The sequence below is a fragment of the Amycolatopsis sp. w19 genome (genome assembly GCF_051373225.1).
GTDB lineage: Bacteria > Actinomycetota > Actinomycetes > Mycobacteriales > Pseudonocardiaceae > Amycolatopsis > Amycolatopsis japonica.
On record NZ_JBPQFM010000006.1, the window covers coordinates 113,935 to 136,360 of the forward strand.

The following is a 22,426-nucleotide window of genomic DNA, read 5'->3' on the forward strand; positions in this document are numbered from 1 at the left end:
GAGCCTCCTAATGCCGAGCATCCTCCGCCCGTGCCTGCTTAAATAGATCGTCGTCCGCCGCAGTCGGTGTTAGCTGCTTGCTGGGCTGATCGACAATATCGTCGCCTGACTTCGAGTTGATCAAGGGTCGTGATGAGACGCTTTCCTTGATCTGTGTGACCATCGCCGGAGGCACTGGCTGCGTCGTCGCGTCTGCTGGGCACGCCGTCGACAGGGCACTCAACAGATCGGGGCCGACCTCTGCCCAGCCGATCAGCAGCAATGGGCCTACAGCGTCGAAGGCGGCCTTGCCGTAGTCGCCGACTACCACCCATCCTCTTGACATCGAGCCGCCCTCAACTCTCACACCAATTTTCCTGGAGCAGCCCTGGAGCACGACGTCGGTTACAACAGCGCCCAACGACACCGAACCGCATCAAACACAGCGCAACTGCGGCAGCCGACCAGCGGGTTCTCGATAACCGCAGGTCAGCGCCCTGCTTGATCCTCACTGGCAGTGAGGGGGTCAGGGGTTCGAGTCCCCTTAGCTCCACAGTACGGAAACCCTCCCTTATCTGCGGAAACTTCCGCAGATAAGGGAGGGTTTTCTCGTTTGATCGATGATCTTCGGTGATCACCTGAAGATCCACTACGGATCGATTCAGGAACCTTTGCTGGAGGATCGATCTTGCTGCTCTACCTGCTCGATGACCAGCAGCAGGCGCCAGGCCGAGGGCGCGCGGGGCTCGCGGTGAAGCGAGGCAGGGGAACGTCTCAGCTACTCGATGTCGGGATCGTCGCCCTCGTGGTTGGGGTTGGCGTGGTGGCGGGTGTGCTTGCCCATCCACCAGCCATAGCTCATGCCGACGATCCCACCGAACGCGTAACCGGCGCGGTCGTTGGCCCGCCCGGTGCGGAAGACCTGGTTGTGCCCGGCGTCGTGACCGAGGAACGCGATCTGCGCGAACATCACGCGAAGAACACCGCCGTGACCAGCTGCCACCAAGAATCGCCCAGCAGCACGAACGCCGCACAGCCGCCGGCGAACGCCAGCAAGGTCAGGCTGATCTTCGCCGCGTAGTAGCCGTAGCGCCGGTCAAGCAGGCCTTCACGCCGCACAAGGCGGCTGAGAGCACCGAAGATACGTCCATGGGGGTCCTTCCCGAGTCCTGCGGCGCCGGGGACTGGGGCGGCCCCTCAATACCGGATCCGGATTCCCGGCCGCGCCGCCGACCAAACCGGACCGGACCGGCGTCTCAAGCGAACGGGATGGACTTCCGGCTCCACTTGGTCATGGTGGCCAGCCCGGAGTTGAGCAGGCGCACGACCTGGGCCCGGGACCAGCCCGTCTCCGCGGCGACCTCGGCGATCGGCCGGTGCCGGACCGCCACCGACCAGACGGTGAAGCGCTGGCGGGGCGGCAGGAGCTCCAGTTCGTCCCGCACCACGGCGTCGGCCAGGGCGTCGTCGAACACCGCCGGGTCACACCGACGGCTGCGGGCCCGCAGGGCGGTCGCCACGGCGACCCGGCCATGCCGCGCCGTGGCCAGGCGGTGACCGTGGGAATCCGGAGCGCCGGCGGACGAGACCACAAGTTCGGGGACCAGGCGGGTGCACAGCCGAGCGGCGGCACCGGGCGACCGGCCGGTGCGGCGCGCGAGGACGTACACCATGTCGAGGATGCGATCCACGTCGCTGGCCTCGGCGCTGCGGACCCGCGGAGGTTCGACGAGGCGGTGGTCCCCCGCCCCGGTCACCGGCCCGTCCCGGCTGGGACGCAGCAGGCGATACCCGCGGCTTCCAGCGCCTTCCTCAGGTCCTCGTCGGCGGTCAGGACCCGGATGCCACGCCGGTCCCGGGTGAAGGCGGCCCGCACGCTGCCGACGACATCCGCGGCCGTGAGCGTGCAGGCCGGCGCAGGCGAGGAACGTGGTCGGAGCGAGGTCCACGACGAGCGCCACTGGCCGCTGAGCGATGGCGTCGGCCAGCGATTCACTCAGGGCGGGGGTGGTGGACAGGTCGAGTGCGCCGGCCGCGGTGAGCACGAGGACGTCTCCGTGGCGCATCGACGTGAGCCGCAGCAGCGGCCGGGAAACAGAGGTGCCCAGGCGTGGTCTGAGGCCATAGCCAAGTTCGGACTGGTTCACGATCAGCTCCTATGCTGACCTCCGCGGCGCGGAAGACGGCCAGCTGTCGATCGGTGATCGTCGCGAGCGCGTGGTCTCGGCCCTCCCTGCGCGGTACCCACAGCTTAAGCCCTCACCGGCGTCTCGGCACGCGGGCCGGCGGGATGTTGCCACTTGCTGTAGGTACCGAAGGTGCGGACGGCGAAGTCCGTCAGCTCCCGGGGTCAGGTCGATGGCACCGCTGCCCACCGCTTCGTCATGGCCATGGCGTTTCGCGCCTCCGGCGGAGCCGGACCGGCGTGAGGATTGGCAGTCCGGCCGAGGGACGGAGCCGGGCCGTGGACGCGCGACTCTTGCGGCTGGAGGGTGACGCACTCACCTTTGGTGTGGAGGAGGAATTCGTCCTCGCCGACCCCGTGACCGGCGCGGTGGCGCTCGCGGCGTCCCGCGTCCTGGAACTGCTCGACGGTGAATCCGCGGTGATGGCGGAGTTCCTGCGCTTCCGGATCGAAACCGCCACCGTCGTCCACACCGGCCTCGACGAGCTCCGGACAGAGCTGCCGGGTTGCGCGGCCTGGCGGCCGGCGCGGCCGCCGACGCTATTCAGCTGGCGTTCGTCTCGGCCCCGGTCGCGGTGTCCAGAGCGGACCGGACGACGGCGAAGTCGAGGAGACCTTGCCGGATTTCGACCGGGCGGACGGCTCTTTCCGCTGCGTTGGTTGGTGAACGACACCGGGCGTGGCGAGCACTGCTGCTGATGGGCCACCACCTCATCGCCCGGTGCCCGAAGGGAGGCTCGGCGGACGGGCATCGCCCCGGCTGCGCAAGGGCGGGGACTCCGTCCGGCACCAGGCCGAGCCGCCGGCTCCTGACTGTCCTCACCAGACCACCACAGGCCCGGCGGCGTGCACGTCATCGGTCGCCGGGGTCCGGGGCGCGGTCTTCCGGCTCGGCAGGAGGAGCGGCTCCCGCAGGCGAGCGGTTCTCCGGCCGGGTGGTCAGGCTGCGCACGCCCGAGTTGAAGACGGCGAGCAGGGGCACGGCGAGCAACGCGCCGACGATCCCGGCGGTGACGAGCCCGATGGCGAGGGCGAGGACGACGGCCAGGGGGTGCAGCCGGACGGCCCGGCCGAGCAGCAGTGGTTGCAGGACATGGCTTTCCACCTGCATGACGCCGACGACGACGGCGAGCACGATGACGGCCGTCCAGACGCCGTTGGCCACCAGGGCCACGAGGACGGCGATCCCGCCGGCGATCACCGAGCCGATGACGGGGACGAACGCGCCGAGGAAGACCAGCGTGCTCAGCGGAGCCGCCAAGGGGACCCCGAGGATCACCAGGCCGAGGCCGATGCCGGCGGCGTCGGCGAACGCGACGGCGGCGGTACCGCGGATGTAGTGCGCCAGCGTGGTGAACCCGCTGCGCCCGGCGGCGTCGACGCGCTCCCGCAGGCGGGCGGGCACACCCCGGATGAGGAACGCCCAGATCGTGTTTCCCTGGGCGAGGAAGAAGATCAGGCAGAACACCGTGAGCAGGGCCTCGGCGAGCAGTTCCCCGACGGTGACCGCGGTCGTGAGGGCGCCCGAGGCGATCACGGACTTGTTCCGGCCGAGCATGGCGGTCAAGTTGCCGAGCAGCTGGTCGAGCTGGCCCTGGCTCAGGTGCGGCGGGCCGGTCCGCAGCCAGGTGTGCAGGTCGGTCAGGCTCACGGTGATCTGGTCGATCAGCGCGGGCATGCCCACGGTGACGGTGATGACGACGAACGTCACGACCCCGCCGGCCAGCGCGATGCCCACGATCAGCACGATCGCGGTGGCCAGTGCGCGCGGGACCTTCCTGGCCGCGAGCCAGGTGACAGCGGGCGAGAACAGCCCGGCGAGCAGCAGTGCCACCGCGACCGGGACGACCACCGAGGCCAGCCGGGTGGCCACGAAGCCGAGGACGGTCAGGGCCACCGCCACGACCAGCAGGCGCCACGAGACCGCGGCGGCGACGCGGAGCCCGTACGGCACCGGAGAAGACCCGGGGCCGTCCGGCGGATCAGCGCGCTGTGGTGAGGGGGAATTCATGAAGATCCTGCTCCTGGCGGTGGCCGGGCACGAGGCCGGCCGGGTGAGAGCGGGGTCCGGGCGCGCTGTTCCCCGAGCATACCGCCGGGCGGGTGCCCCCGCGGGCCGGTGGAGCACCCGGGAGCCGGGCCGCGGCAGCCGTCCGGGGTGTCGCCGAGGTAGGGCCGCAGCCGCTCGGCCAGCACCCGGCGGGGCACCGCGGCGGGCGGTTCGGCAGGCGCATGGCCGGGGGGACGCCCGACGGCGGTGTCGGCGACGAACCGCGCCACCGCGTCCGGGGCGGGTACGACGTCGTCGCCGTGGTGCGCGAGGACGATCGGGGCCGCGCCGGGGTCGGTTTCCACCGCGAGGGACCACCCCCGGCGTTCGTTCCAGACCAGCATGACGTCGTGACCGGGCCGGCCGGGCCATCGCCGCGGCAGCCCGAGGTAGGCGGTGGCGGTGTCGCTGATCTCCACCGTGGTGCTTTCGTCCGGGACACCGACCGCGGCCGCCACCGCCCGCACATACGCGCCGAGGGCGCGCTCGAGCGTTCGGGCGTCGGGTTCGGGGTGTTCCATGACCGCCACGCTAGAGGGCCTCCGACCGGCGTGCCGGATGGGCCCGGGGCCCATCCGCCTTCGAAGAGGAACCATTCCGGAGGCCCGTTCGTTAGGGGAATTGGTTGCTCTCGCACATGCAGCGAGCTCTCAGCGTGAGAACGTTCCGGCAACCTCCACCATCTCCCGGTTTAGACCGCCGTCAGCGGGCTACCCGGAATTTGATCGCCCCGGACCCTGGCGGCCAGATACGTCACGGAAAGAGCGATCGACATGACACAAACGCTGCAACGGCCACCCAACACCGTGGAGCCGATGCTCGCGGGCGAAAAGTCCGGCACCGAAACCTTCCTGGTCAAGCTGTTCGCCGTCGTTCCGCTGCTGGCACTGGCCGCGGCGGTCCCCTTCGCGTGGGGCTGGGGCCTCGGCTGGACCGACGTCGCCCTGACCATCGGGTTCTACTTCCTGACCGGCCTGGGTGTGACCATCGGCTTCCACCGCTACTTCACCCACGGCGCGTTCAAGGCGAACCGCGGCCTGCGGATCGCGCTCGCCGTCACCGGCAGCATGGCCATGCAGGGTCCGGTGATCGGCTGGGTCGCCGACCACCGCCGTCACCACGCCTTCGCCGACCGCGAGGGTGATCCGCATTCCCCGTGGCGTTACGGCACTTCGGCCGCCGCGCTCGCGAAGGGTTTCTGGCACGCCCACATGGGCTGGCTGTTCGACCGGGAGAAGACCAACGCGCAGCGGTTCGCCCCCGACCTGCTCGCCGATCGCGACATCGCCCGGATCGACCGCTGGTTCCCGGCGTTGACCGTGGTCACCTTGCTGGCCCCGGCCGTGATCGGCGGGCTGGTGACGATGTCCTGGTGGGGCGCGCTGACCGCGTTCTTCTGGGCGAGCCTCGTCCGGGTGGCCGTGCTGCACCACGTCACCTGGTCGGTGAACTCCCTGTGCCACATGATCGGTGACCGGCCCTACGCCGCCCGCGACAAGTCGGCGAACTTCTGGCCCCTGGCCATCGCCTCCATGGGTGAGTCGTGGCACAACTCCCACCACGCCGACCCCACCGGCGCCCGCCACGGCGTCCGCCGCGGCCAGCTCGACATGTCCGCGCGCTTCATCTGGCTGTTCGAGAAGCTCGGCTGGGCCACCGACGTCCGCTGGCCCAAGCCGGAACGCCTGGCACGCAAGCTCAACCCCGGCTACTTCGCGGCACCCCGCGGGTTCGGCAAGCTCGAGCGCGGCCTGTTCACCGAGACCCCGGACCGGCAGCACGGGAGCCGGTCATGACCGCCGTTGGTGACGAGGTCCGCCTGCAGCTGAAACCGGCCGCCGCCGGCGGGTACGTCGACGGCGCGTGGTGGCCGCGCTCCCGCGACGCCGGGGTCGAGTTCCCCGGCGTGCTCGCGGCGGTGCGCGACCAGGCGGACACCCTCGCGCTCGTCGGCACGCAGCAGCGGCGCCTGATCCTGGTCGTGGTGGCGCCGGACACCACGACCAGCGCCGAGGACATTCTCGCCGGCCCGGGTGCGCCGCCGGCGGCGCACCCGGGCCGGCCCTGACCACGTGAAGCGTCGCCGCTCGCCGGGTGCCCTGGTGGCCGGGCAGGTACGCTCGGTGGACGCAGCCGCGGTAGCGGTGCTGATCCGGGCCCGGTGGCGTCCGCGTTGGTGGGGCGCTCTCGAACACCGACCCGGAGGGAACCCGATGCGGGAACGCGGCGCTCGCCGGTGGTGGGTGCGCGGTGGCTGAGGTCGAGAACCTGCGCGCGAGCGTGCTGGCCGCGCTGGGCGAGGACGGAACCGGCAGCGGGGTCGACGTCGTCGGCCGCGTGTGCCGGGCGTGTGTGCGCTTGCTGCCGGTGGACGGCGCGGCGGTGTCGGTGGTGGCCGGTACCGGGAACCGCGAGATCGTCTACGCCAGTGACGCGGTGAGCACGGCGCTGGCGGAGCTGCAGTTTTCCCTCGGTGAAGGTCCGTGTTTCGAGGCTCAGGCCGCGGGCGGGCCGGTCCTGGTGCCGGATCTGGCCGCCGGGCCGCCGCCGGCGTGGCCGGTGTTCGCCGCGGAGGCCGCGGCGCAGCCGGTGGCCGCGTTGTTCACGTTCCCGGTGCAGATCGGGGCGGTGTGGGTGGCGACCCTCGACACCTACCGGTCGACGCCGGGCTCGCTCGACGCCACCGACCTGTCGACGGCATTGCAGGTGGCCGACATCGCGGCACTCGCCCTGTCGGGGCTACCGGACGGAGGCGAACGCTGGCTCGACGGCGACGGGCAGTGGATGGACGGCGCGGGGATGCGGTTCCGGGAGGTGCACCAGGCCACCGGGATGCTGATCGCGCACCTGGACCTGCCCGCCTCGGCCGCGTTGGCGCGGCTGCGGGCCTACGCGTTCGGCCACGGGCGTTCCCTGCTGGAGGTCGCGGCCGACATCGTCGCCAGGCGGCTGCGATTGGACGAGGAGTTCCGGTGAGGAGCACCATGAAGGCGGCTGAGGATTCAGGAGATGGTGGGCATGCCCGACCGTGAACGACAGGTGACCCAGGCGTTCGTCGCGCTGGCGGACACGCTGGTCGACGACTACGACGTCGCGGATTTGCTGCATACGCTGGTGGTGCAGTGCGTGGAACTGCTCGACGTCGCGGCGGCCGGGCTGACGCTGGCCGACGAGCGGGGCGGGCTGCAGGTGCTGGCCTCGTCCACCGAACAGGCGCGGCTGCTCGAGCTGTTCCAGCTCGACATCGACGAAGGCCCGTGCATCGAGTGCTTCACCACCAGCACCCCGGTCCTGGTGGCCGACATCGCCGCGGCGGCGGGGCGGTGGCCGCGGTTCGCGGCCGAGGCGGCCAGGGACGGGTTCGCGTCGGTGCACGCGGTGCCCCTGCGGCTGCGCCGGCAGACGATCGGGGCGCTGAATCTCTTCGGTCACTCCCCCGGTGAGCTGTCGGCCGACGACGTCGCACTGGCGCAGGGACTGGCCGACACCGCGACCATCGGGATCCTCCACGAACGGGCCTTCCGGCAGGGCGAGATCCTCTCCGAGCAGCTGCAGACCGCGTTGAACAGCCGGGTGATCATCGAGCAGGCCAAGGGCGTGCTCGCCGTCAGCGGGCAGCTGAGCATGGACGCGGCGTTCACGGCCTTGCGCGGCTACGCGCGGCGGAACAACCGCCGGCTCAGCGACGTGGCCCGCGCCCTGGCCGACCGCACCCTCGCGCCCGCGCTCGTGCTGGCGCCGTCGACGGTGAGCCGCCCGCACTGAATCCTTTGTGGACTGTCGAGCGAAAGGTGCCGAACGGTCCGCTGGTGGTGACCAACGGCCCTCGCGCCCGCGGACGCGGCGCGGTCATGCTGCGAGACGGCCGACCGGCTCCCGACGGCAGGAGTTGCCCATGCGGTTCCGTGATCGCCGGGAGGCGGGCGAACGACTGGCCCTCCGCCTGCGCCCGCTGCGCGGCGACCGCGCCGTGGTCCTCGGCTTGTCCGAGGGCGGGCTCGTGGTCGCCGCCGAGATCGCCGACGTCCTCGGGGCGCCGCTGGACATCCTGCTCACCTCACGGATCGAGGCCGCCGGACCGCCGCCGGTGCTGCTCGGTGCCGTCGGGGAGGGCGGCCTGGTCGCCTGGGACCACGGCGCCATCCGCCGGTTCGACATCTCGGCGGACGGGCTCACCCGGCTCGCCGGCCGGGCACGGGACGGCTTGGCCCGGCAGGTCGCCGTCTACCGGCGCGACGTCGCGCCGGTGCCGATCGCCGGCCGCACAGTGGTACTCGCCGACGACGGTGCCGCCACCGGCACGACCGCGCACACGGCGATCCGCGTCCTGCGCGCCCGCCAGGTGCGCCGGATCGTGCTCGCGGTCCCGGTCGCTCAGGCGCCCGTCCTCGACCGGCTCGCCCGCGAGGTCGACCAGTTCGTCTGCCTGCGCCCGCTGCCCTGGCTGCACGCCGTCCGCAACAGCTACCGGAAGTTCCCGGCGGTCGCCGACACTGACGCGCTCGAACTGCTGCACCGCGATCCCCGCCTGCCGACCGAGGTCCCACGGTGAGGTCCACAATGGACTGAGGTCACCCCCGGCAAGCGCACGGCGACCTCGTCACCCAGGGTGGCACCGCCCGCCAGCTCGAGGTGGTCGCCGCTCCAGAAACGACCCGGGTCGTACCAGTTCGGCCGGCGGCCCGGGGGCAGCACGCCCGCCTCGACGCCACGCCGCCCGGATCCGGCGGCGAAGCGAACTGAGGACGGCTACGCGTCCACCGGTTCCGGCCGGGCGGGGATCCGGCCGCCTTCGACCTCCCAGCGCTGCACCGCCGTGTCCTCGTCGAGGGCGGCGAGCAAGGTATCGACAGTGTCGGCGTTGCCCCGGCGCGTCGCGGTCAGCAGCGCGTGGTGCGCGAGGTCCGGATCGGCGTCCGGCGGGATCACCAGCAGCGTCAGCCGGCGGCGTGCGCCGAGCCCGATCACGGTCAGGGTGGCGGTGTGCGGCGACCGGAAGCCTTCGAGGCGGACGTCGCCGTGCTCGTCCCCGGAACGCAGCCGGCGCGGGGTGGGTGGCCAGGCCGCGAGGTGGTAGGTGACCCGTTCGATCCGGCCCAGCCGGGCGGTCAGTGCCGGGAGCAGCGACGGCAGTTCGACGGTCAGGTCCAGGGAACGGGGCCACCAGGCGCCGTCGACCCACCCCGTGGTGGGTGCTTCCGGCTTCAGCCGCAGCCGCGGCGCGTGGTGGCGGAGTTCGTCGGCCGCTTGCGCGAAGCGCATGGCGTGGGTGGTGTGCGGGACCGACTTCATGCCGGTGCTCCCGTCCCCGGCCGGAGGGCACCGGCCGGACTTGGGGGCCGAGAACGACGCGGGCTTGATCGCCGGCGTGCGAAATGCTCTCGGACAATGTCCATTCTACTCCGGGGGAGGGGCGTTTCGTTCCGCGGCAACGGGCTGTTCACGCTGCGGTCCCGGTCGGAACGGAATGTCCAGCGCCGCGAAAACGCCGAGCATTTTCGCGTTTTCCGCGTCGGTGTCGGCGACGAGCATCCGCACGCCTTCGTGTTCGGCCGAGACGACGAGCTGTTGGAGCAGCAGGGCCGCCACACCGAGGGTGGGGCCACGGCCGTCGACGACCAGCGCGACCGCCGCTTCGGCCGGGTCCGCAGGGCGACGGCAGCGTGCCGCGGAGGCGGGCGGGTCGTTGCGGCCTCTCCGTCCCAAGTGGACCGTCTGGAAAGGACTGTCCGCAGTTGTGGCAGCAGGGCTTCGCTGATCTCCCAGGTCGCGGAGTTCCACGGGTAGGACGGGCTGTGGTCGACGGCGTAGTAGGTCCATCGCGGAGCAACCCAGCCCCGGAACGCTCACCACACCCCAGGACAGCCGGTACGGGAGCTTGTTCCACCAGCCCGTGTGCACCCCGGCCCCCGCTTCCGGAGACGAGACCGAACGCTTTCCGCATCGCCGGTCTGCTGCGCCCGGCAAGCGGGCGTACGACCCGTCCGGCCGCGCCCGGCGGTGACATCGGTCCTTCGGGACGAAGTGCTTGTCCCGTTACGAGCAGCGAGTGAACCTCGTCGAGCACACGGTGAAGGAGAATTCGCCGCTGTCCGCCGAAGAAGCCCGCGCTGGCGATCCGGTTGCCGCGGACGCTCGAAGAGATCCCCGAGAAGATCCGGTGAACGCACCGGTTCGTGGTGGCGACTGGTGACCACCGCGAATCCAGCCGCAACAGGCCGGGGCGGACCTCGGACCATCCGATCAACAGGAGCGGCCCTACCGCGTCGAACGCCGCCTTACCGAATTCGCTCGCGACAAGGGGCTCTGCCACGTTCAGTGCGAGCGTGACCACGCTGGCGAAGATCAGCAGCCGACGACGACGCCCATGACCACGGTGACGGCCTGCACGACGGTGACCCGTCCGAAGCCGTTCGCGTCGACACCGCTGCACAACGGGTCTCGGGTGGGGATGCCTCGTTCGCGCAGCTTGTTCAGCACCGTGGTGTGGTTGACGCCCAGGTGGTCGCTGACTCGCGCGAGGGACCAGCCGAGGTTGATGCCGAACCGGTCACCGAGCTCGTACTTCCGCTGACCAGGGAGGGTTTTTCGTTCGCCGACCACGCAAACGACTCAGCTGATGAAGCCCGCCGACTTGAGCCAGTCGCGGGCGACCGTAGCCGCTTTCTGCCCATCGACACTGACCTTCTTGTTCAGGTCGGTGAGCGTCGCGGTGTCGAGCTTCGCGGCGATCGGCGTGAAGACCTGCTCCAGCTGCGGGTATTTCCGGGCGAGCGGAGTGGCGATCGTGATGGCCGGGTTGTACGTCGGGAAGAAGTGCTTGTCGTCCTCGAGCACGGTCAGGTGCTGCGCGGCCACGCGACCGTCGGTGGAGGCGACCGAGCCGAAGCCGCACGGGTCCCCCTTGCCGATGCTCGGGTAGACGACGGCGTCGTTGAGCAGGTGCACCTGCGGGTCGGGCAGGCTGAACCCGTAGGCCTTCGCCAGGCCTGGGAACCCGTCGTCCCGGCTCTTGAACTCCGGGCCCATACAGGTCGAGGCCGCGGCCGGGTCCCGGTTCACCAGGGCCGCGTAGTCGGACAGCGTCTTCACGCCGGTCCGGGTCAGTGTCGCCGGGTTTCCGGCGAGGGCGTAGGTGTCGTTGGCCGGCGAGCGTGCCCACCAGGTGACGCCGTTGGCGGCGTCGGCCTGTTTGACCGCGTCGTACTGCGCCTGCGGGTCGCTGATCGGCTTGGTCTGGTTGAGGTAGCTGATCCAGGCGGTGCCGGTGTATTCCCAGTACAGGTCGACCGCGCCGCTGGTCAGCGCCTGTCGGACGTTGCTCGAACCGGTGATGTTGGTCTTGTCCTCCGGGCTCGCCCCGGCCGCCTGCAGGGCGACGATGGCGATCTGGCCGAGGAGCAGCTGCTCGTCGAACTCCTTGGAACTGACGCGGATCTGGGCGCCGTTCAGCGCGTCGATCTTCTTGATGGATCCCGCGCCCACTTGGGCACCGGTCTCTTCCTTACCGATGGTGCAGCCCGCCGCGAGCGACGCTGACGCGACGAGCGCGAGTACGGCGGCGGTCGTGCGCCGGAGCATCCGCATGGGTGAGTCCTCCTTGAAGTCGGTCGAGCTACATTCCGCGCGGACGCAGGACCTCCTCGGCGACCAGCCCCAGCCAGTCGGCGAAAAGCGCCAGTGCGGCGACGATGATGCCGAAGGTCAGGCTCAGGATCGGCCGGTCCAGCCCGATCCCGGCGACGAGCCCGCCGCCGAGACCGCCGCCGTCGATGAACGTCGCCAGCGTCGCGCTCGCGACGGTGAGCACCAGCGCGGTCCGGATCCCGGCGAGAATCACCGGGACGGCCAGCGGCAGTTCGATCCGGCACAGGATGGCCGTCTTGCCCATGCCCATCCCCCGCGCGGCGTCGACAAGGGTCGGATCGACGCCGTCGAGCCCGACGATCGTGTTGCGCAGCACCGGCAAAGTCGCGTAGACGACGAGCGCCGTCACCGCGGTCGCGGTGCCCGTGCCCATCCAGAGCGCGAGCAGTACGACGAGGCCGATCGACGGGATCGCCTGGCCGAGGTTGCCCAGACCCAGCCCGATGGGCCGGGCCCAGCGGGCACCGGCGCGGGTGAGCAGGACGCCGAGCGGGAGGGCGATGGCGATCGTGCACGCCGTCGAGATCAGGGTGAGCCGCAGGTGCTCGCCCAGTTCGGTGAAGATCGCGCCGGCGTTGAGGAAACGCTGTTCGATCGAGTCGATCGGATGCGCGCGCACGATCATGAAGAGCGCCAGCAACGCGAACGTCAGCAGAACCGGGCGTATCAGCAGCCCGAGCCGGCGCCGACGAGGCCGCGCGGGCACCGTGGTGTCCGGCCGAGGCACCTCCTCCACATCCGGGACCGCGGGCGCCTTGTCGGTGGACCTCAGCGCCGCGACCAGAATGGACACGTCGCACACCCCCAGCGGCGGCGCGGTGACGCCTTCGGTGATCACGACGGCGGTGCTGCCGGTCCGCACCATCACGTCGAGCACGTCCCGCAAGGTGGCGTCGGGCCGGACCGGCGGAAGACCGTCCGGCCCTTCTTCCTGCCGGAGGTCCAGGTCGGCCACCCGGATCAGCGCGAGCCGCTTCAGGTTCCGCTTCGAGCCGGCGAAACTCGCGACGTAGTCGTCCGCCGGCGCGGCGAGGATCGCCTGGGGCGTGTCGTATTGAGCGATCACCGACCGCGGCCGCAGCACGGCGATCCGGTCGCCGACCTTCAGCGCCTCGTCGAAATCGTGCGTGACGAACACGATCGTCTTGCGCACTTCCCGTTGCAGGCGAAGGAATTCGTCCTGCAGCCGGGCGCGCGTGATCGGGTCGGTGGAGCCGAACGGCTCGTCCATCAACAGGACCGGCGGGTCCGCGGCCATCGCCCGCGCCACCCCGACGCGCTGCTGCTGACCGCCGGAAAGCTCACGCGGGTACCGGATACCGTGCTCGCGGGTCAGGCCGACGACGTCGAGCAACTCGCGCACGCGGTCGGCGACGCGTCGCCGGGTCCAGCCGAGCATCCGCGGCACGACGCCGATGTTGGCGTCCACGCGCAGGTGCGGGAAGAGCCCGATCTGCTGGATGACGTAGCCGGTGTTGCGCCGATGTTCGTCGACGTCGAGCGCCGACACGTCGGTGCCGCCGATCGTGACGGCGCCCGAAGTCGGCTCGACGAGCCGGTTGATCATCCGCATGGTCGTCGTCTTGCCGCATCCCGACGGACCGGTCAGCACGACGATTTCGCCCGCGGGGATGCGCATCGTCAGGTTTTCGACCGCCGGTACCGCTCGTCCGGGGTAGTGCTTGCCGACGCCCCGCAGCTCGATCGTCTCGCCGCCCATTCCGGCCGCCGCCCCCGAAGTCACCGGGGCCGCCGTTCCGCGGACACGGGGACGTCGTCGTGTGGTCAGCTTCCCGGCCAGCACGAAGGCCAGGTCGAACAGCAACGCCAGCACCATGATCCCGAGCGTTCCGGTGAGGACCTGGTTCAGCGAGTTGACCGAACCGAACCGGCCGAGCCCGTCGAAGATCTCGTTGCCGAGGCCGGGACCTTTGACGTACGCGCCGATGGCCGCGATACCGATCGTGATCTGCGTGGAGACCCGGATACCGGAAAGGATCACCGGCCAGGCGAGCGGCAGGCGCACGCGGAACAGCAGCCGCGCGCGGCCGAATCCCATCCCGCGCGCCGCGTCCACCACGGCCGGATCGACACCACTCAGCCCGACGATCGTGTTGCGCGTGATCGGCAAAAGCGCGTAGAGCACCAGCGCGCACAGGACATTCGTCAGCCCCAGCCCGAACGGGCCGATCAGGATGCCCAGCAGCGCGATCGACGGAATGGTCAGGAACGCCGCCGTCGTCGTGGTCGCCATCGCGCCGAGCCACCGCCGCCGGTAGGTGAGCAGGCCGATCGTCATCCCGATCAGCACGGCCAGCGCCATCGCCGCCAGAGTGAGATCCACGTGCAGGATCGCGTCGTTCACGACGTCGATCCAGTTCTCCCGGAGGTACTCCGACAGGCTCAGGGCGCCGCTCCTCGACGTCGCAGGGGCAGAAAAAAGCCGACCACGTCAGGTTCGGCCCGGTCTCAGCCCAACATGTCCGCGGTACTCCTGTCCACAGCTCGACTTGAAAGATTCGGCGCCGCTCGACCGGACCGCCCCTCTAGGGTGACCGCATGTCGCTGGTGGGAAGGGACGTCGAGCTGGCGCGGGTGCACGGTCTCCTGGCGAACGCGAGCGACGGGCGAAGCGGCGTGCTGGCGTTGCGGGGCGCGGCGGGCATCGGGAAATCGGTCCTTGTCGACCACGCGGTGTCGATCGCCGAAGCCGAGGGCGTGCGCGTGGTCCGCGGGGCGGGGGTCGAGTCCGATTCCGAGCTGGCGTATGGCGGTCTGCACCAACTCCTGTTCCCGCATTTGGCTCGGTTGGACGCCCTGCCCGCTCCTCAAGCCACGGCACTGCGGTGTGCTTTCGGCCTGGCCGAAGGAGACGAGGCCAACCGGTTCCTGATCTCCGCCGGCACCCTGTCGTTGCTCGCCGATCTGGCCGAGGACGCCCCGCTGCTGTGCGTCGTCGACGACCTGCAATGGCTCGACCAGGGTTCCGTGGAGGCGCTGCTGTTCGCGGCCCGGCGTTTCGTGGCCGACCGGATCGCGATGCTGTTCGCGGTGCGCGAGACGTCGGCGCCGTTCGAGATGGCCGGCATCGAGGTCGTGGATCTGTCGGGCCTCGGAGCGCCCGATGCCGCCCGGTTGCTGGACGACCACGCGCCGGATCTCGTCGAACCGGTGCGGGCCCGGGTCCTCGCGGAGTCCGGCGGCAATCCGCTGGCGATCATCGAACTCGGATCGTCGCGGCTCGCCGCACGCGACGTCGACGAGCCCGATCCGGCCGAGCAGGTCGGTCCGTTGCCGGTGACCCGCCGCGTTCAGGAAACGTTCCGCCGCCAGATCGTCGAGCTTCCCGAACCCACCCAACGCGAGCTTCTGGCAGCGGCGGCGGACACGGCGGCGCCGCTCGCGACGATCCTGCGGGTGATCGAAGCGCTCGGTGGCGTCCCCGGCGACCTGGCGCCCGCCGAACGCGACCGGCTGCTCCGGATCGGCAGCCGGATCACGTTCCGCCATCCGCTGGTCCGGGCGGCCGCCTACCAGGACGCGCCGCTGCACCGGCGGATCGAAGTACATCGCGCGTACGCCGACGCGCTGGAGGCCGACGCGGACCGCCGCGCGTGGCATCTCGCCGCCGCCACCACGAGCCCTGACGAGACGGTGGCCGCCGAACTCGAACGCGCGGCGGAGCGGGCCTGGCACCGAGGCGGCGCGATGGCGGTGTCCGTCGCCTACGACCGCGCCGGCCGGCTCAGCGCCGACCGCGAACTGAAGGCCCGGCGTATCGCCCGCGCCAGCCAGGCCGCGTTCGACGCGGGCAAGGCCGACCGCGCCGCCCGGCTGGCTGCCGAAGCGCTCTCGCTCACCACCGAGCCCGGCATCCGGGCCGACGCCATCTACACACGTGGTGCCGTGGAGTACGAACGCACCTCCCCTCGGGCCGACGCGGAGCTGGCGATCGGAGCCGCGGAGCTGGTGCGCGACACCGATCCGGAGCGCGCCGCGCTCAACTTCTTCGAGGCCGTGCACGCCGCCCGGCACGGAGCGGCGCACGACCTGCTGCGGCGTGCGACGGAGCTGATGCGCGGGTTCACCCCACCGGAGCATTGGGCACCCGTCGTCACCGCCCTTTTCGGCTGGGCCGAGCTCTTCGCCGGGCGCCCGGAAGCGGCCGTCGGCCCGATGCGCGACCTCTACACCACCACGGGCGGCGGCGGGAACGACCTGATGCATCGCGTCACGGCCGGGTTCGGCGGGCTCATGATCGCGGACGACGACGGCGTCGTCGCCGGGACCGAGGACATGCTGGCCGAGGTGCGGGCCACCGGGGCGTTGGGCTGGGTCCCGTACACCCTGAACGTGCTCGCCGTCGCGCGGCTGTTCCGCGGTGAGTTCGCGGACGCCCGCGCGTGTGTGGCGGAAGGCGCGTCCGTGGCCGCCGAACTCGGGAACACGACCGAGCGCCTGGCGCACCGGTCGATCGAGGTGTGGTTGCACGCCGTCTCGGGCGACGAGCCGCGCTGCCGGGCGCTCGCCGAAGGAGGTGCTCCCGCGAGCCCGGGCCCGGCACCGGGTCAACGCCGAGATCGCGGACTGGGGTCTCGGCGTGCTCGACCTTTCCGCCCGGCGGTTCAAGGAAGCGGCCGACCGGCTCGAGAAGGTGTTCCAGGGACCCGCGAGCCGCGATCTCCTGATGCGCGTGGTGCCGGATCTGGTGGAGGCCGCCGTGCGCACTGGCGAGCCGGATCGCGCCCGCGAACCGTTGGCGGCCTTCCTGCACTGGGCCGGGCACGTCGACCGCCCGGTCGCCACCGGACTCGCGTTGCGTTGCCAGGCCCTCCTGGCGGAAGACGCCGACGCGCTGTACACCGAAGCGCTGCGGATCCAGGAGCGGCACGGCGGTCCGTACGAGCACGCCCGCACCGAGCTGGTCTACGGCGAGTGGTTGCGTCGTCAGCGCCGCCGGACCGAGGCCCGCGCCCATCTCGCGGCGGCGGTGTCCGCGTTCGAGGACCTCGGCGCGGAGCTCTGGGCCGAACGCGCTCGCGGCGAGCTGGCCGCTTTCGGCGAGCGGGGCGACGAGCCCCGGCGCAGCGGCCCGCTCACCCTGTTGACCCCGCAGGAGCTTCAGGTCGTCCGGCTGGCCGCCACCGGTCACACGAACAAGGAGATCGCCGCGCAGCTCTTCCTCAGCCCGCGGACCGTCGGCCACCACCTCTACAAGGCGTATCCGAAACTCGGCGTCACCGGTCGTGCCGAGCTGGCAGGCATCATCCGGTCCCCGGATACCGGTCACGATGACTGATTCGCCGACCGGGGTCTCCCGCATAGCTTTGCGGCACAGCACCGACGACGAGGAGACGACCATGACGAAGTACTTCCTGAGCCTCCCCCACGACGCCGCCGAAGAGCCGACGATGGCGGACATGGACCCCGCCGAGCTGCAAAAGATCATGGCCGAGGTCGGCGCGTTCAACACCGCCCTCGAGGAGGCGGGCGCGTTCGTGACCGCCGGTGGTCTGCAGCCGCCGTCGACCGCGACCACGGTGGACTACTCCGGCGACAGCCCCGTCCTCACCCCGGGTCCGTTCGTCGAGGCCAAGGAGTACCTGGGCGGCTTTTGGATCATCGAGGCCGAAAACGACGACGTCGCGATCGAATGGACCAAGCAGGCCTCGCGTGCGTTGCGGAGCCGGGTCGAGGTCCGTGCGCTCCAGGAGGAGCCCCCTGCCTGAAACGCCGTGTGGAGGGCGGACCGGGATCGGTCTCGCCCTCCACACGGGGATACAGCCGGTCATCGCCGGACCGCCGGTTCACCTCCGCTGACCTCACTGGGAGTGCGCAGCGTCGCCATGGCCAGGAAGCCACCGGCGATCGCGATCCCGGCGGCGCCGAGGAACGCGGCCGAGTAGCCGCCGGTCAGCGCGACCGGGTCGCCGACCCGCCCCGCACCGGCCGACACGGCGACCGCGGTCATCGCGGCCAGGCCGAGCGCCGACCCGATCTGGTACGAGGTGTTCACGATCCCGGACGCGAGGCCGCCTTCCTCCGGTTTCGCGCTGGAGATCGCGGTGCCGAGTGACGGGATGAACGCCAGCGCCTGACCCAGGGCCGCGACCAGCGACGCGGGCAGGACATCCACGACGAAGTTCCCCGTCGGACTGACGAAGGACAGCCACACCAGGCCCGCGGCCAGCGCCCACAGCCCACCGATGATCATCTTCTTCGGCCCGAACCGGCCGATCAGCTTCGGCGCGACCGCGACCATCAGCACGACGATCAGCACCGTCATCGGCAGCAGCGCCGCGCCACTGGCGAACGCGCCGTAGCCAAGGACCTGCTGCAGGTACAGATTGAGGAAGTACCACATCGGGATCCACGCCGCGCCGAGCAGGAACTGCGCCAGGTTCGCGCCGCCGAGGTTCGGCGTCCGGAAGATACCCAGCCGCACCAACGGGACTTCGCGCTTCCGCTGGATCGCGACGAACACCACGAGCAGGGCGATACCGCCGGCCAGCGCGCCCCACGTACCCGCCGAGGCCCAGCCCGCTTCCGGTGCGCGGACGACGCCGAACACGGTCAAGCCGAGGCCCGCGGTCGCCGCGATGGCGCCGGCGATGTCGACCGAGCCACGCCGGGCCGGGGCGGACGGCATCAGCTTGCCGGTCGCCACGATCGCGACCAGTGAGATCGGGACGTAGAGCCAGAAGATCCACGGCCACGACAACCATTCGGTGATCACGCCGCCGAGGAACACGCCTGCGGTGCCGCCCGCGGGAGCCGCCGCACCGTAGAGCGCGAGCGCCTTGGTCAGTTCGCGAGGACGCGCGCCGAACAGCATCATCAGCAGGGTCAGCGCGGACGGCGCGATCAGTGCCGCTCCGGCGCCTTGCAGCACCCGGCCGAGCAGTTCGACCCAGGCGGTGCCCGCGACCGCGGCGACCACGGAACCGCCGAGGGTGACGACCCAGCCGGCGGTGAACATCCTCCGCGCGCCGAACAGGTCCGAGAGACGTCCGCCGAGCAGGAGCAGCCCGGCGAGCGCGATGACATAGGCGTTGAACACCCACGACAGGTCACCCGGGGAGAACCCGAGGTCCTGCTGCATCGCCGGGAGGGCGACGCCGATGATCGAGGTGTCCATGATGACCATGAACTGGGCCAACGCGATGAGTCCCAGTGCCCACCACCGTCGTGGGTCCGGGGTTGTCTCCGCCATGACGACCGTCCTTTCAGGATCTTGTTACCCCTAGGGGGTATTGCGGAGTTGAAGGTAGACCGATCGCACACTGGAGCACAAGTACCCCTAGGGGGTATTAATGTAGCGGTGGTCACAGCCGCTCCCTGATGGCAAACCGTTGCGCGGCAGCAAGTAGGTCGACAGTTACCCCTTACAGGTATAAGGTTCCGGCGACCGACAGACGAGGAGGAGCCGTGCAGCGTCTCAAGTCGCTTGACCCGGGCGCTCGGCGAGAAGATCTCACTCGCACTGCCGAATTGCGGCGACACGGCTGGAGCGACCAGCACATCGCCGACACGGTGGGGCTGGTGGCCCTCAACCTGCTCACCGGTTCGTTCAATCTCGTCGCAGGACTCGAACCCGCGCCTGCCGAGCAGTCCACAAAGGAGAAACACGATCATGTCGGCTGAGCACGACCACTCGCACCACGAGCACCAGCACCACGGTGACCACAGTGGACATGCGGGCCATGAAGACCACCGGCCGGGCAAGGTCTCCTGGGGTATGGCGGCGTCGGCCACCCTGCACTGCCTCACCGGCTGCGCCATCGGCGAAGTGCTCGGCATGGTGATCGGCACCGCGCTGGGCTGGGGCAACCTCGCCACCATCGTGCTCGCCGTCGCGCTGGCGTTCGTCTTCGGCTACGCCCTGACGATGCGCGGTGTCCTGCGCGCGGGTGTCGGTTTCAAGCAGGCCCTCAAGGTCGCGCTCGCCGCCGACACCGTCTCGATCATCGTCATGGAGATCATCGACAACGGCGTGATGCTCGTCGTCCCCGGCGCGATGGAGGCCGGTCTCGCCAGCGGGCTGTTCTGGGGCGCGCTCGCCTTCGCCCTGTTCGTCGCCTTCCTGCTCACCACGCCGGTCAACAAGTGGCTCATCGGCCGCGGCGCCGGACACGCGGTCGTGCACGCTTACCACCACTGATTCACGATGGACAAAGGCCGCCCCTGGTGCTTCCGCACCGGGGGCGGTCCTTTGTCGTCACAGCGTTCTGATCGACGGTGAGCCGGTTGCGAAAGCCACTTTCGCAACGCTGAAGGTTGCGAAAGTGGCTTTCGCAACGTCAGCGGAGGCTCGCCGTGCTGCGGAATCCCTTGAGCCGCAGGCTGTTCGTCACCACGAAGACCGAGCTGAACGCCATCGCGGCGCCGGCGATCATCGGGTTGAGCAGCCCGGCCGCGGCCAGTGGCAGCGCCGCGACGTTGTAGGCGAAGGCCCAGAACAGGTTGCCCTTGATGGTGCGCAGCGTCCGCCGCGAGAGCCGGATCGCGTCCACCGCCGCCCGCAGGTCACCGCGGACGAGGGTGAGATCCGACGCCTCGATGGCGACGTCCGTGCCGGTGCCCATGGCCAGGCCGAGATCGGCCTGCGCGAGCGCGGCCGCGTCGTTGACACCGTCGCCCACCATCGCGACCACCTTGCCCTCGCCCTGCAGCCGTTTGACCACGTCGACCTTGTCCTTGGGCAGGACCTCCGCGATCACCTCGGTGATCCCGACCTCCGCGGCCACCGCGCGGGCCACGGCCTCGTTGTCACCGGTGAGCAGGACCGGGGTCAGGCCGAGCGCCCGCAGCTGCGTGATGGCTTCGGCGGAGGTCGGCTTCACCGTGTCGGCGACGACGAGGACGGCGCGAGCCTTCCCGTCCCAGCCGACGGCGATCGCGGTGCGGCCGTCCTTCTCTTCAGTCGCCTTCTTCTCCGCGAGGTCCGACGGCAGGTGGTGCGCCCACTCCTCCAGTAGCGCGCTGCGTCCGGCCAGCACCGCCTTTCCGTCGACGATCCCTTGCACGCCAAGGCCTTCGACGTTGGTGAACTCCTCGACGGCGGGCAGCTCGCCCACCCGCTCCCGTGCCGCACGGGCGATGGCCTGCGCGATCGGGTGCTCCGACGCGTTCTCCAGCGCACCGGCCAAGCGCAGCGTCGTCTCCTCGTCGACGCCTTCGGCGACGTGGACCGCCACCAGCGACATCTGTCCGGTGGTCACGGTGCCGGTCTTGTCGAGGACGACCGTGTCGACCGAGCGCGTGGACTCCAGCACTTCCGGGCCCTTGATCAGGATCCCGAGCTGTGCGCCCCGTCCGGTGCCCACCAGCAGCGCCGTCGGCGTCGCCAGCCCCAGCGCGCACGGGCAGGCGATGATCAGCACGGCCACCGCCGCGGTGAACGCCGCCGCGACCGAACCACCGGCCCCGAGCCAGAACATCAGCGTGCCGACGGCGAGCGCGATCACGATCGGCACGAACACACCCGAAACCCGGTCGGCCAGCCGCTGGACCTGCGCCTTGCCGGTCTGCGCGTCCTCCACCAGTTTCGCCATCTGCGCCAGCTGCGTGTCCGCGCCGACCCGCGTCGCACGGACGACGAGCCGCCCGCCCGCGTTGACCGTCGCGCCGACCACGGCGTCGCCGGGCCCGACCTCGACGGGGACGCTCTCACCGGTCAGCATGCTCGCGTCGACGGCGGAGCTGCCTTCGGCGATCACGCCGTCGGTGGCGATCTTCTCCCCCGGCCGGACCACGAACCGGTCCCCGACGACGAGCCGGTCGACCGGGATCCGCTCTTCCTTGCCGTCACGGAGCACGGCGACGTCCTTCGCGCCCAGCTCCAGCAACGCGCGCAGCGCGGCACCGGCCCGGCGCTTGGACCGCGCCTCGAAGTACCGTCCGGCGAGGATGAACGTCGTCACCCCGGCGGCGACCTCGAGATAGATGTTGCCGTCCCCGGCCATCCGCTCGACGGTCAGTTCGAAAGCGTGCGTCATCCCCGGGGTCCCCGCGCTGCCGAACAGCAACGCGTACAGCGACCAGACGAACGCGGCGAGCGTGCCCATCGAGATCAGGGTGTCCATGGTGGCCGCGCCGTGGCGCAGATTCGCCCACGCCGCCTTGTGGAACGGCCACGCCGCCCACACCAGCACCGGCGCGGCCAGCGTCAGCGAGATCCACTGCCAGTAGGTGAACTGGAACGCCGGCACCATCGCCAGCAGGATCACCGGTACCGACAGGACCGCGGAACCGATCAGCCGCTGCCGCAACGGCGCGATCGGGTCGGCCTCCTCGGCGGGCCCGTCGGGCTGCTCCCGCTTCGGCGGAGCGGGCAGGGCGGCCGCGTAACCGGCCGCCTCCACCTGCTCGATCAGCCGCTGGGGTTCGATGTCCCCGCTGTAGGTGACTTTCGCCTTCTCCGTGGCGTAGTTGACCGTGGCGGTGACGCCGTCCAGCTTGTTCAGCTTCTTCTCGATGCGCATCGCGCACGACGCGCAGGTCATCCCGGTGATCGCGAGTTCGACCTCGGCCGTGGTGGCCTGGTCCAGATCGGAAGTCATCGT

General features: G+C 70.7%; 24 protein-coding genes and 1 pseudogene. 12 read left to right on the plus strand and 13 right to left on the minus strand.

Annotated elements, in window-relative coordinates; genetic code table 11:
• Nucleotides 1-7: 7 nt before the first annotated feature.
• The 4 genes from ACSMFO_RS15320 to ACSMFO_RS15335 all read right to left on the minus strand — a co-directional run bounded on the left by ACSMFO_RS15320 (nt 8) and on the right by ACSMFO_RS15335 (nt 2,126).
• Complete coding sequence (locus ACSMFO_RS15320; protein WP_436459094.1) at nt 8-310, minus strand: hypothetical protein; 303 nt, start codon at nt 308-310, stop codon at nt 8-10.
• 447 nt (nt 311-757) lie between these two features.
• Nucleotides 758-949 (minus strand): fatty acid desaturase, encoded by a 192-nt coding sequence (locus ACSMFO_RS15325; protein WP_051972653.1) that lies wholly within the window; start codon nt 947-949, stop codon nt 758-760.
• Nucleotides 949-1,098, minus strand: coding sequence for a hypothetical protein (locus tag ACSMFO_RS15330; protein WP_436459095.1), 150 nt, complete (start codon nt 1,096-1,098; stop codon nt 949-951). The genes ACSMFO_RS15325 and ACSMFO_RS15330 overlap by 1 nt, the downstream gene beginning before the upstream one ends.
• Before the next feature lie 137 nt (nt 1,099-1,235).
• The gene (locus ACSMFO_RS15335) at nt 1,236-2,126 is read right to left on the minus strand and encodes an STAS domain-containing protein (RefSeq protein ID WP_436459096.1); all 891 of its coding nucleotides are present in this window, start codon (nt 2,124-2,126) and stop codon (nt 1,236-1,238) included.
• 317 nt (nt 2,127-2,443) lie between these two features.
• On the opposite strand from ACSMFO_RS15335, the gene ACSMFO_RS15340 reads away from it, so the two are divergent.
• A complete protein-coding gene (locus tag ACSMFO_RS15340) occupies nt 2,444-2,863 on the plus strand; it encodes a hypothetical protein (RefSeq protein ID WP_038518085.1) in 420 nt (139 codons plus the stop codon).
• A gap of 154 nt (nt 2,864-3,017) precedes the next feature.
• On the opposite strand, the gene ACSMFO_RS15345 is transcribed toward ACSMFO_RS15340, so the two are convergent.
• Both ACSMFO_RS15345 and ACSMFO_RS15350 read right to left on the minus strand, forming a co-directional pair.
• On the minus strand, nt 3,018-4,175 hold the full coding sequence (locus ACSMFO_RS15345) for an AI-2E family transporter (protein WP_051972655.1): 1,158 nt from the start codon (nt 4,173-4,175) through the stop codon (nt 3,018-3,020).
• A complete protein-coding gene (locus tag ACSMFO_RS15350; protein ID WP_228694648.1) occupies nt 4,172-4,735 on the minus strand; it encodes a DUF6292 family protein in 564 nt (187 codons plus the stop codon). The genes ACSMFO_RS15345 and ACSMFO_RS15350 overlap by 4 nt, the downstream gene beginning before the upstream one ends.
• A gap of 252 nt (nt 4,736-4,987) precedes the next feature.
• On the opposite strand from ACSMFO_RS15350, the gene ACSMFO_RS15355 reads away from it, so the two are divergent.
• The 5 genes from ACSMFO_RS15355 to ACSMFO_RS15375 all read left to right on the plus strand — a co-directional run bounded on the left by ACSMFO_RS15355 (nt 4,988) and on the right by ACSMFO_RS15375 (nt 8,766).
• On the plus strand, nt 4,988-6,010 hold the full coding sequence (locus ACSMFO_RS15355; protein WP_174492057.1) for an acyl-CoA desaturase: 1,023 nt from the start codon (nt 4,988-4,990) through the stop codon (nt 6,008-6,010).
• Nucleotides 6,007-6,282, plus strand: a complete 276-nt coding sequence (locus ACSMFO_RS15360) for a DUF5994 family protein (RefSeq protein ID WP_038518092.1) — start codon at nt 6,007-6,009, stop codon at nt 6,280-6,282. The genes ACSMFO_RS15355 and ACSMFO_RS15360 overlap by 4 nt, the downstream gene beginning before the upstream one ends.
• A 182-nt stretch (nt 6,283-6,464) precedes the next feature.
• Entirely contained in the window at nt 6,465-7,190 is a 726-nt protein-coding gene (locus tag ACSMFO_RS15365; RefSeq protein ID WP_436459097.1) for a GAF domain-containing protein, read from the plus strand.
• Between the two features lie 42 nt (nt 7,191-7,232).
• Entirely contained in the window at nt 7,233-7,979 is a 747-nt protein-coding gene (locus tag ACSMFO_RS15370; RefSeq protein ID WP_038524221.1) for a GAF and ANTAR domain-containing protein, read from the plus strand.
• Between the two features lie 130 nt (nt 7,980-8,109).
• Nucleotides 8,110-8,766, plus strand: a complete 657-nt coding sequence (locus tag ACSMFO_RS15375) for a phosphoribosyltransferase (protein ID WP_436459098.1) — start codon at nt 8,110-8,112, stop codon at nt 8,764-8,766.
• Between the two features lie 197 nt (nt 8,767-8,963).
• Here ACSMFO_RS15375 and ACSMFO_RS15380 read toward each other — a convergent pair whose 3' ends face one another.
• Nucleotides 8,964-9,506 (minus strand): DUF5994 family protein, encoded by a 543-nt coding sequence (locus ACSMFO_RS15380; protein WP_228694650.1) that lies wholly within the window; start codon nt 9,504-9,506, stop codon nt 8,964-8,966.
• Between the two features lie 105 nt (nt 9,507-9,611).
• Nucleotides 9,612-9,920 carry a hypothetical protein gene (locus ACSMFO_RS15385; RefSeq protein WP_436459099.1) on the minus strand — a complete coding sequence of 103 codons (309 nt, stop codon included), beginning with the start codon at nt 9,918-9,920 and terminating at the stop codon, nt 9,612-9,614.
• 322 nt (nt 9,921-10,242) lie between these two features.
• Between ACSMFO_RS15385 and ACSMFO_RS15390 the strand changes: the two genes are divergently transcribed.
• Nucleotides 10,243-10,407, plus strand: coding sequence for a DUF6307 family protein (locus ACSMFO_RS15390; RefSeq protein ID WP_267284104.1), 165 nt, complete (start codon nt 10,243-10,245; stop codon nt 10,405-10,407).
• 152 nt (nt 10,408-10,559) lie between these two features.
• On the opposite strand, the gene ACSMFO_RS15395 is transcribed toward ACSMFO_RS15390, so the two are convergent.
• The 3 genes from ACSMFO_RS15395 to ACSMFO_RS15405 are packed head-to-tail and all read right to left on the minus strand — an operon-like array spanning nt 10,560 to nt 14,226.
• Nucleotides 10,560-10,817, minus strand: a complete 258-nt coding sequence (locus tag ACSMFO_RS15395; protein WP_436459100.1) for a hypothetical protein — start codon at nt 10,815-10,817, stop codon at nt 10,560-10,562.
• A gap of 9 nt (nt 10,818-10,826) precedes the next feature.
• Nucleotides 10,827-11,801, minus strand: a complete 975-nt coding sequence (locus ACSMFO_RS15400) for a glycine betaine ABC transporter substrate-binding protein (RefSeq protein ID WP_038518103.1) — start codon at nt 11,799-11,801, stop codon at nt 10,827-10,829.
• 28 nt (nt 11,802-11,829) lie between these two features.
• Entirely contained in the window at nt 11,830-14,226 is a 2,397-nt protein-coding gene (locus ACSMFO_RS15405; RefSeq protein ID WP_436459101.1) for an ABC transporter permease subunit, read from the minus strand.
• 194 nt (nt 14,227-14,420) lie between these two features.
• On the opposite strand from ACSMFO_RS15405, the pseudogene ACSMFO_RS15410 reads away from it, so the two are divergent.
• The 3 genes and pseudogenes from ACSMFO_RS15410 to ACSMFO_RS15420 form a co-directional block, all read left to right on the plus strand.
• A pseudogene (locus ACSMFO_RS15410) lies at nt 14,421-14,816 on the plus strand (AAA family ATPase); the annotation flags it as partial.
• A 1,582-nt stretch (nt 14,817-16,398) separates the two neighbouring features.
• The gene (locus ACSMFO_RS15415; RefSeq protein WP_436459102.1) at nt 16,399-17,160 is read left to right on the plus strand and encodes a helix-turn-helix transcriptional regulator; all 762 of its coding nucleotides are present in this window, start codon (nt 16,399-16,401) and stop codon (nt 17,158-17,160) included.
• A gap of 61 nt (nt 17,161-17,221) precedes the next feature.
• Nucleotides 17,222-17,590 (plus strand): YciI family protein, encoded by a 369-nt coding sequence (locus ACSMFO_RS15420; RefSeq protein ID WP_038524230.1) that lies wholly within the window; start codon nt 17,222-17,224, stop codon nt 17,588-17,590.
• 59 nt (nt 17,591-17,649) lie between these two features.
• Here the strand turns inward: ACSMFO_RS15420 and ACSMFO_RS15425 are convergent, their stop codons facing one another.
• A complete protein-coding gene (locus ACSMFO_RS15425) occupies nt 17,650-19,074 on the minus strand; it encodes an MFS transporter (protein WP_436459103.1) in 1,425 nt (474 codons plus the stop codon).
• Between the two features lie 215 nt (nt 19,075-19,289).
• On the opposite strand from ACSMFO_RS15425, the gene ACSMFO_RS15430 reads away from it, so the two are divergent.
• Nucleotides 19,290-19,505, plus strand: a complete 216-nt coding sequence (locus tag ACSMFO_RS15430) for a hypothetical protein (protein ID WP_436459104.1) — start codon at nt 19,290-19,292, stop codon at nt 19,503-19,505.
• Nucleotides 19,495-20,022 carry a DUF4396 domain-containing protein gene (locus ACSMFO_RS15435; protein WP_038518116.1) on the plus strand — a complete coding sequence of 176 codons (528 nt, stop codon included), beginning with the start codon at nt 19,495-19,497 and terminating at the stop codon, nt 20,020-20,022. The genes ACSMFO_RS15430 and ACSMFO_RS15435 overlap by 11 nt, the downstream gene beginning before the upstream one ends.
• A 139-nt stretch (nt 20,023-20,161) precedes the next feature.
• Here ACSMFO_RS15435 and ACSMFO_RS15440 read toward each other — a convergent pair whose 3' ends face one another.
• Complete coding sequence (locus tag ACSMFO_RS15440) at nt 20,162-22,423, minus strand: heavy metal translocating P-type ATPase (RefSeq protein WP_436459105.1); 2,262 nt, start codon at nt 22,421-22,423, stop codon at nt 20,162-20,164.
• Nucleotides 22,424-22,426 lie beyond the last annotated feature (3 nt).

What these genes read in the sequence shown, in the direction of transcription:
- ACSMFO_RS15425 (WP_436459103.1), bottom strand. Translation starts at nt 19,074, where the DNA reads ATGGCGGAGACAACCCCGGACCCACGACGGTGGTGGGCACTGGGACTC.
- ACSMFO_RS15360 (WP_038518092.1), top strand. Translation starts at nt 6,007, where the DNA reads ATGACCGCCGTTGGTGACGAGGTCCGCCTGCAGCTGAAACCGGCCGCC.
- ACSMFO_RS15420 (WP_038524230.1), top strand. Translation starts at nt 17,222, where the DNA reads ATGACGAAGTACTTCCTGAGCCTCCCCCACGACGCCGCCGAAGAGCCG.
- ACSMFO_RS15400 (WP_038518103.1), bottom strand. Translation starts at nt 11,801, where the DNA reads ATGCGGATGCTCCGGCGCACGACCGCCGCCGTACTCGCGCTCGTCGCG.
- ACSMFO_RS15355 (WP_174492057.1), top strand. Translation starts at nt 4,988, where the DNA reads ATGACACAAACGCTGCAACGGCCACCCAACACCGTGGAGCCGATGCTC.
- ACSMFO_RS15325 (WP_051972653.1), bottom strand. Translation starts at nt 949, where the DNA reads ATGTTCGCGCAGATCGCGTTCCTCGGTCACGACGCCGGGCACAACCAG.
- ACSMFO_RS15350 (WP_228694648.1), bottom strand. Translation starts at nt 4,735, where the DNA reads ATGGAACACCCCGAACCCGACGCCCGAACGCTCGAGCGCGCCCTCGGC.
- ACSMFO_RS15345 (WP_051972655.1), bottom strand. Translation starts at nt 4,175, where the DNA reads ATGAATTCCCCCTCACCACAGCGCGCTGATCCGCCGGACGGCCCCGGG.
- ACSMFO_RS15440 (WP_436459105.1), bottom strand. Translation starts at nt 22,423, where the DNA reads ATGACTTCCGATCTGGACCAGGCCACCACGGCCGAGGTCGAACTCGCG.
- ACSMFO_RS15375 (WP_436459098.1), top strand. Translation starts at nt 8,110, where the DNA reads ATGCGGTTCCGTGATCGCCGGGAGGCGGGCGAACGACTGGCCCTCCGC.
- ACSMFO_RS15380 (WP_228694650.1), bottom strand. Translation starts at nt 9,506, where the DNA reads ATGAAGTCGGTCCCGCACACCACCCACGCCATGCGCTTCGCGCAAGCG.
- ACSMFO_RS15435 (WP_038518116.1), top strand. Translation starts at nt 19,495, where the DNA reads ATGTCGGCTGAGCACGACCACTCGCACCACGAGCACCAGCACCACGGT.
- ACSMFO_RS15370 (WP_038524221.1), top strand. Translation starts at nt 7,233, where the DNA reads ATGCCCGACCGTGAACGACAGGTGACCCAGGCGTTCGTCGCGCTGGCG.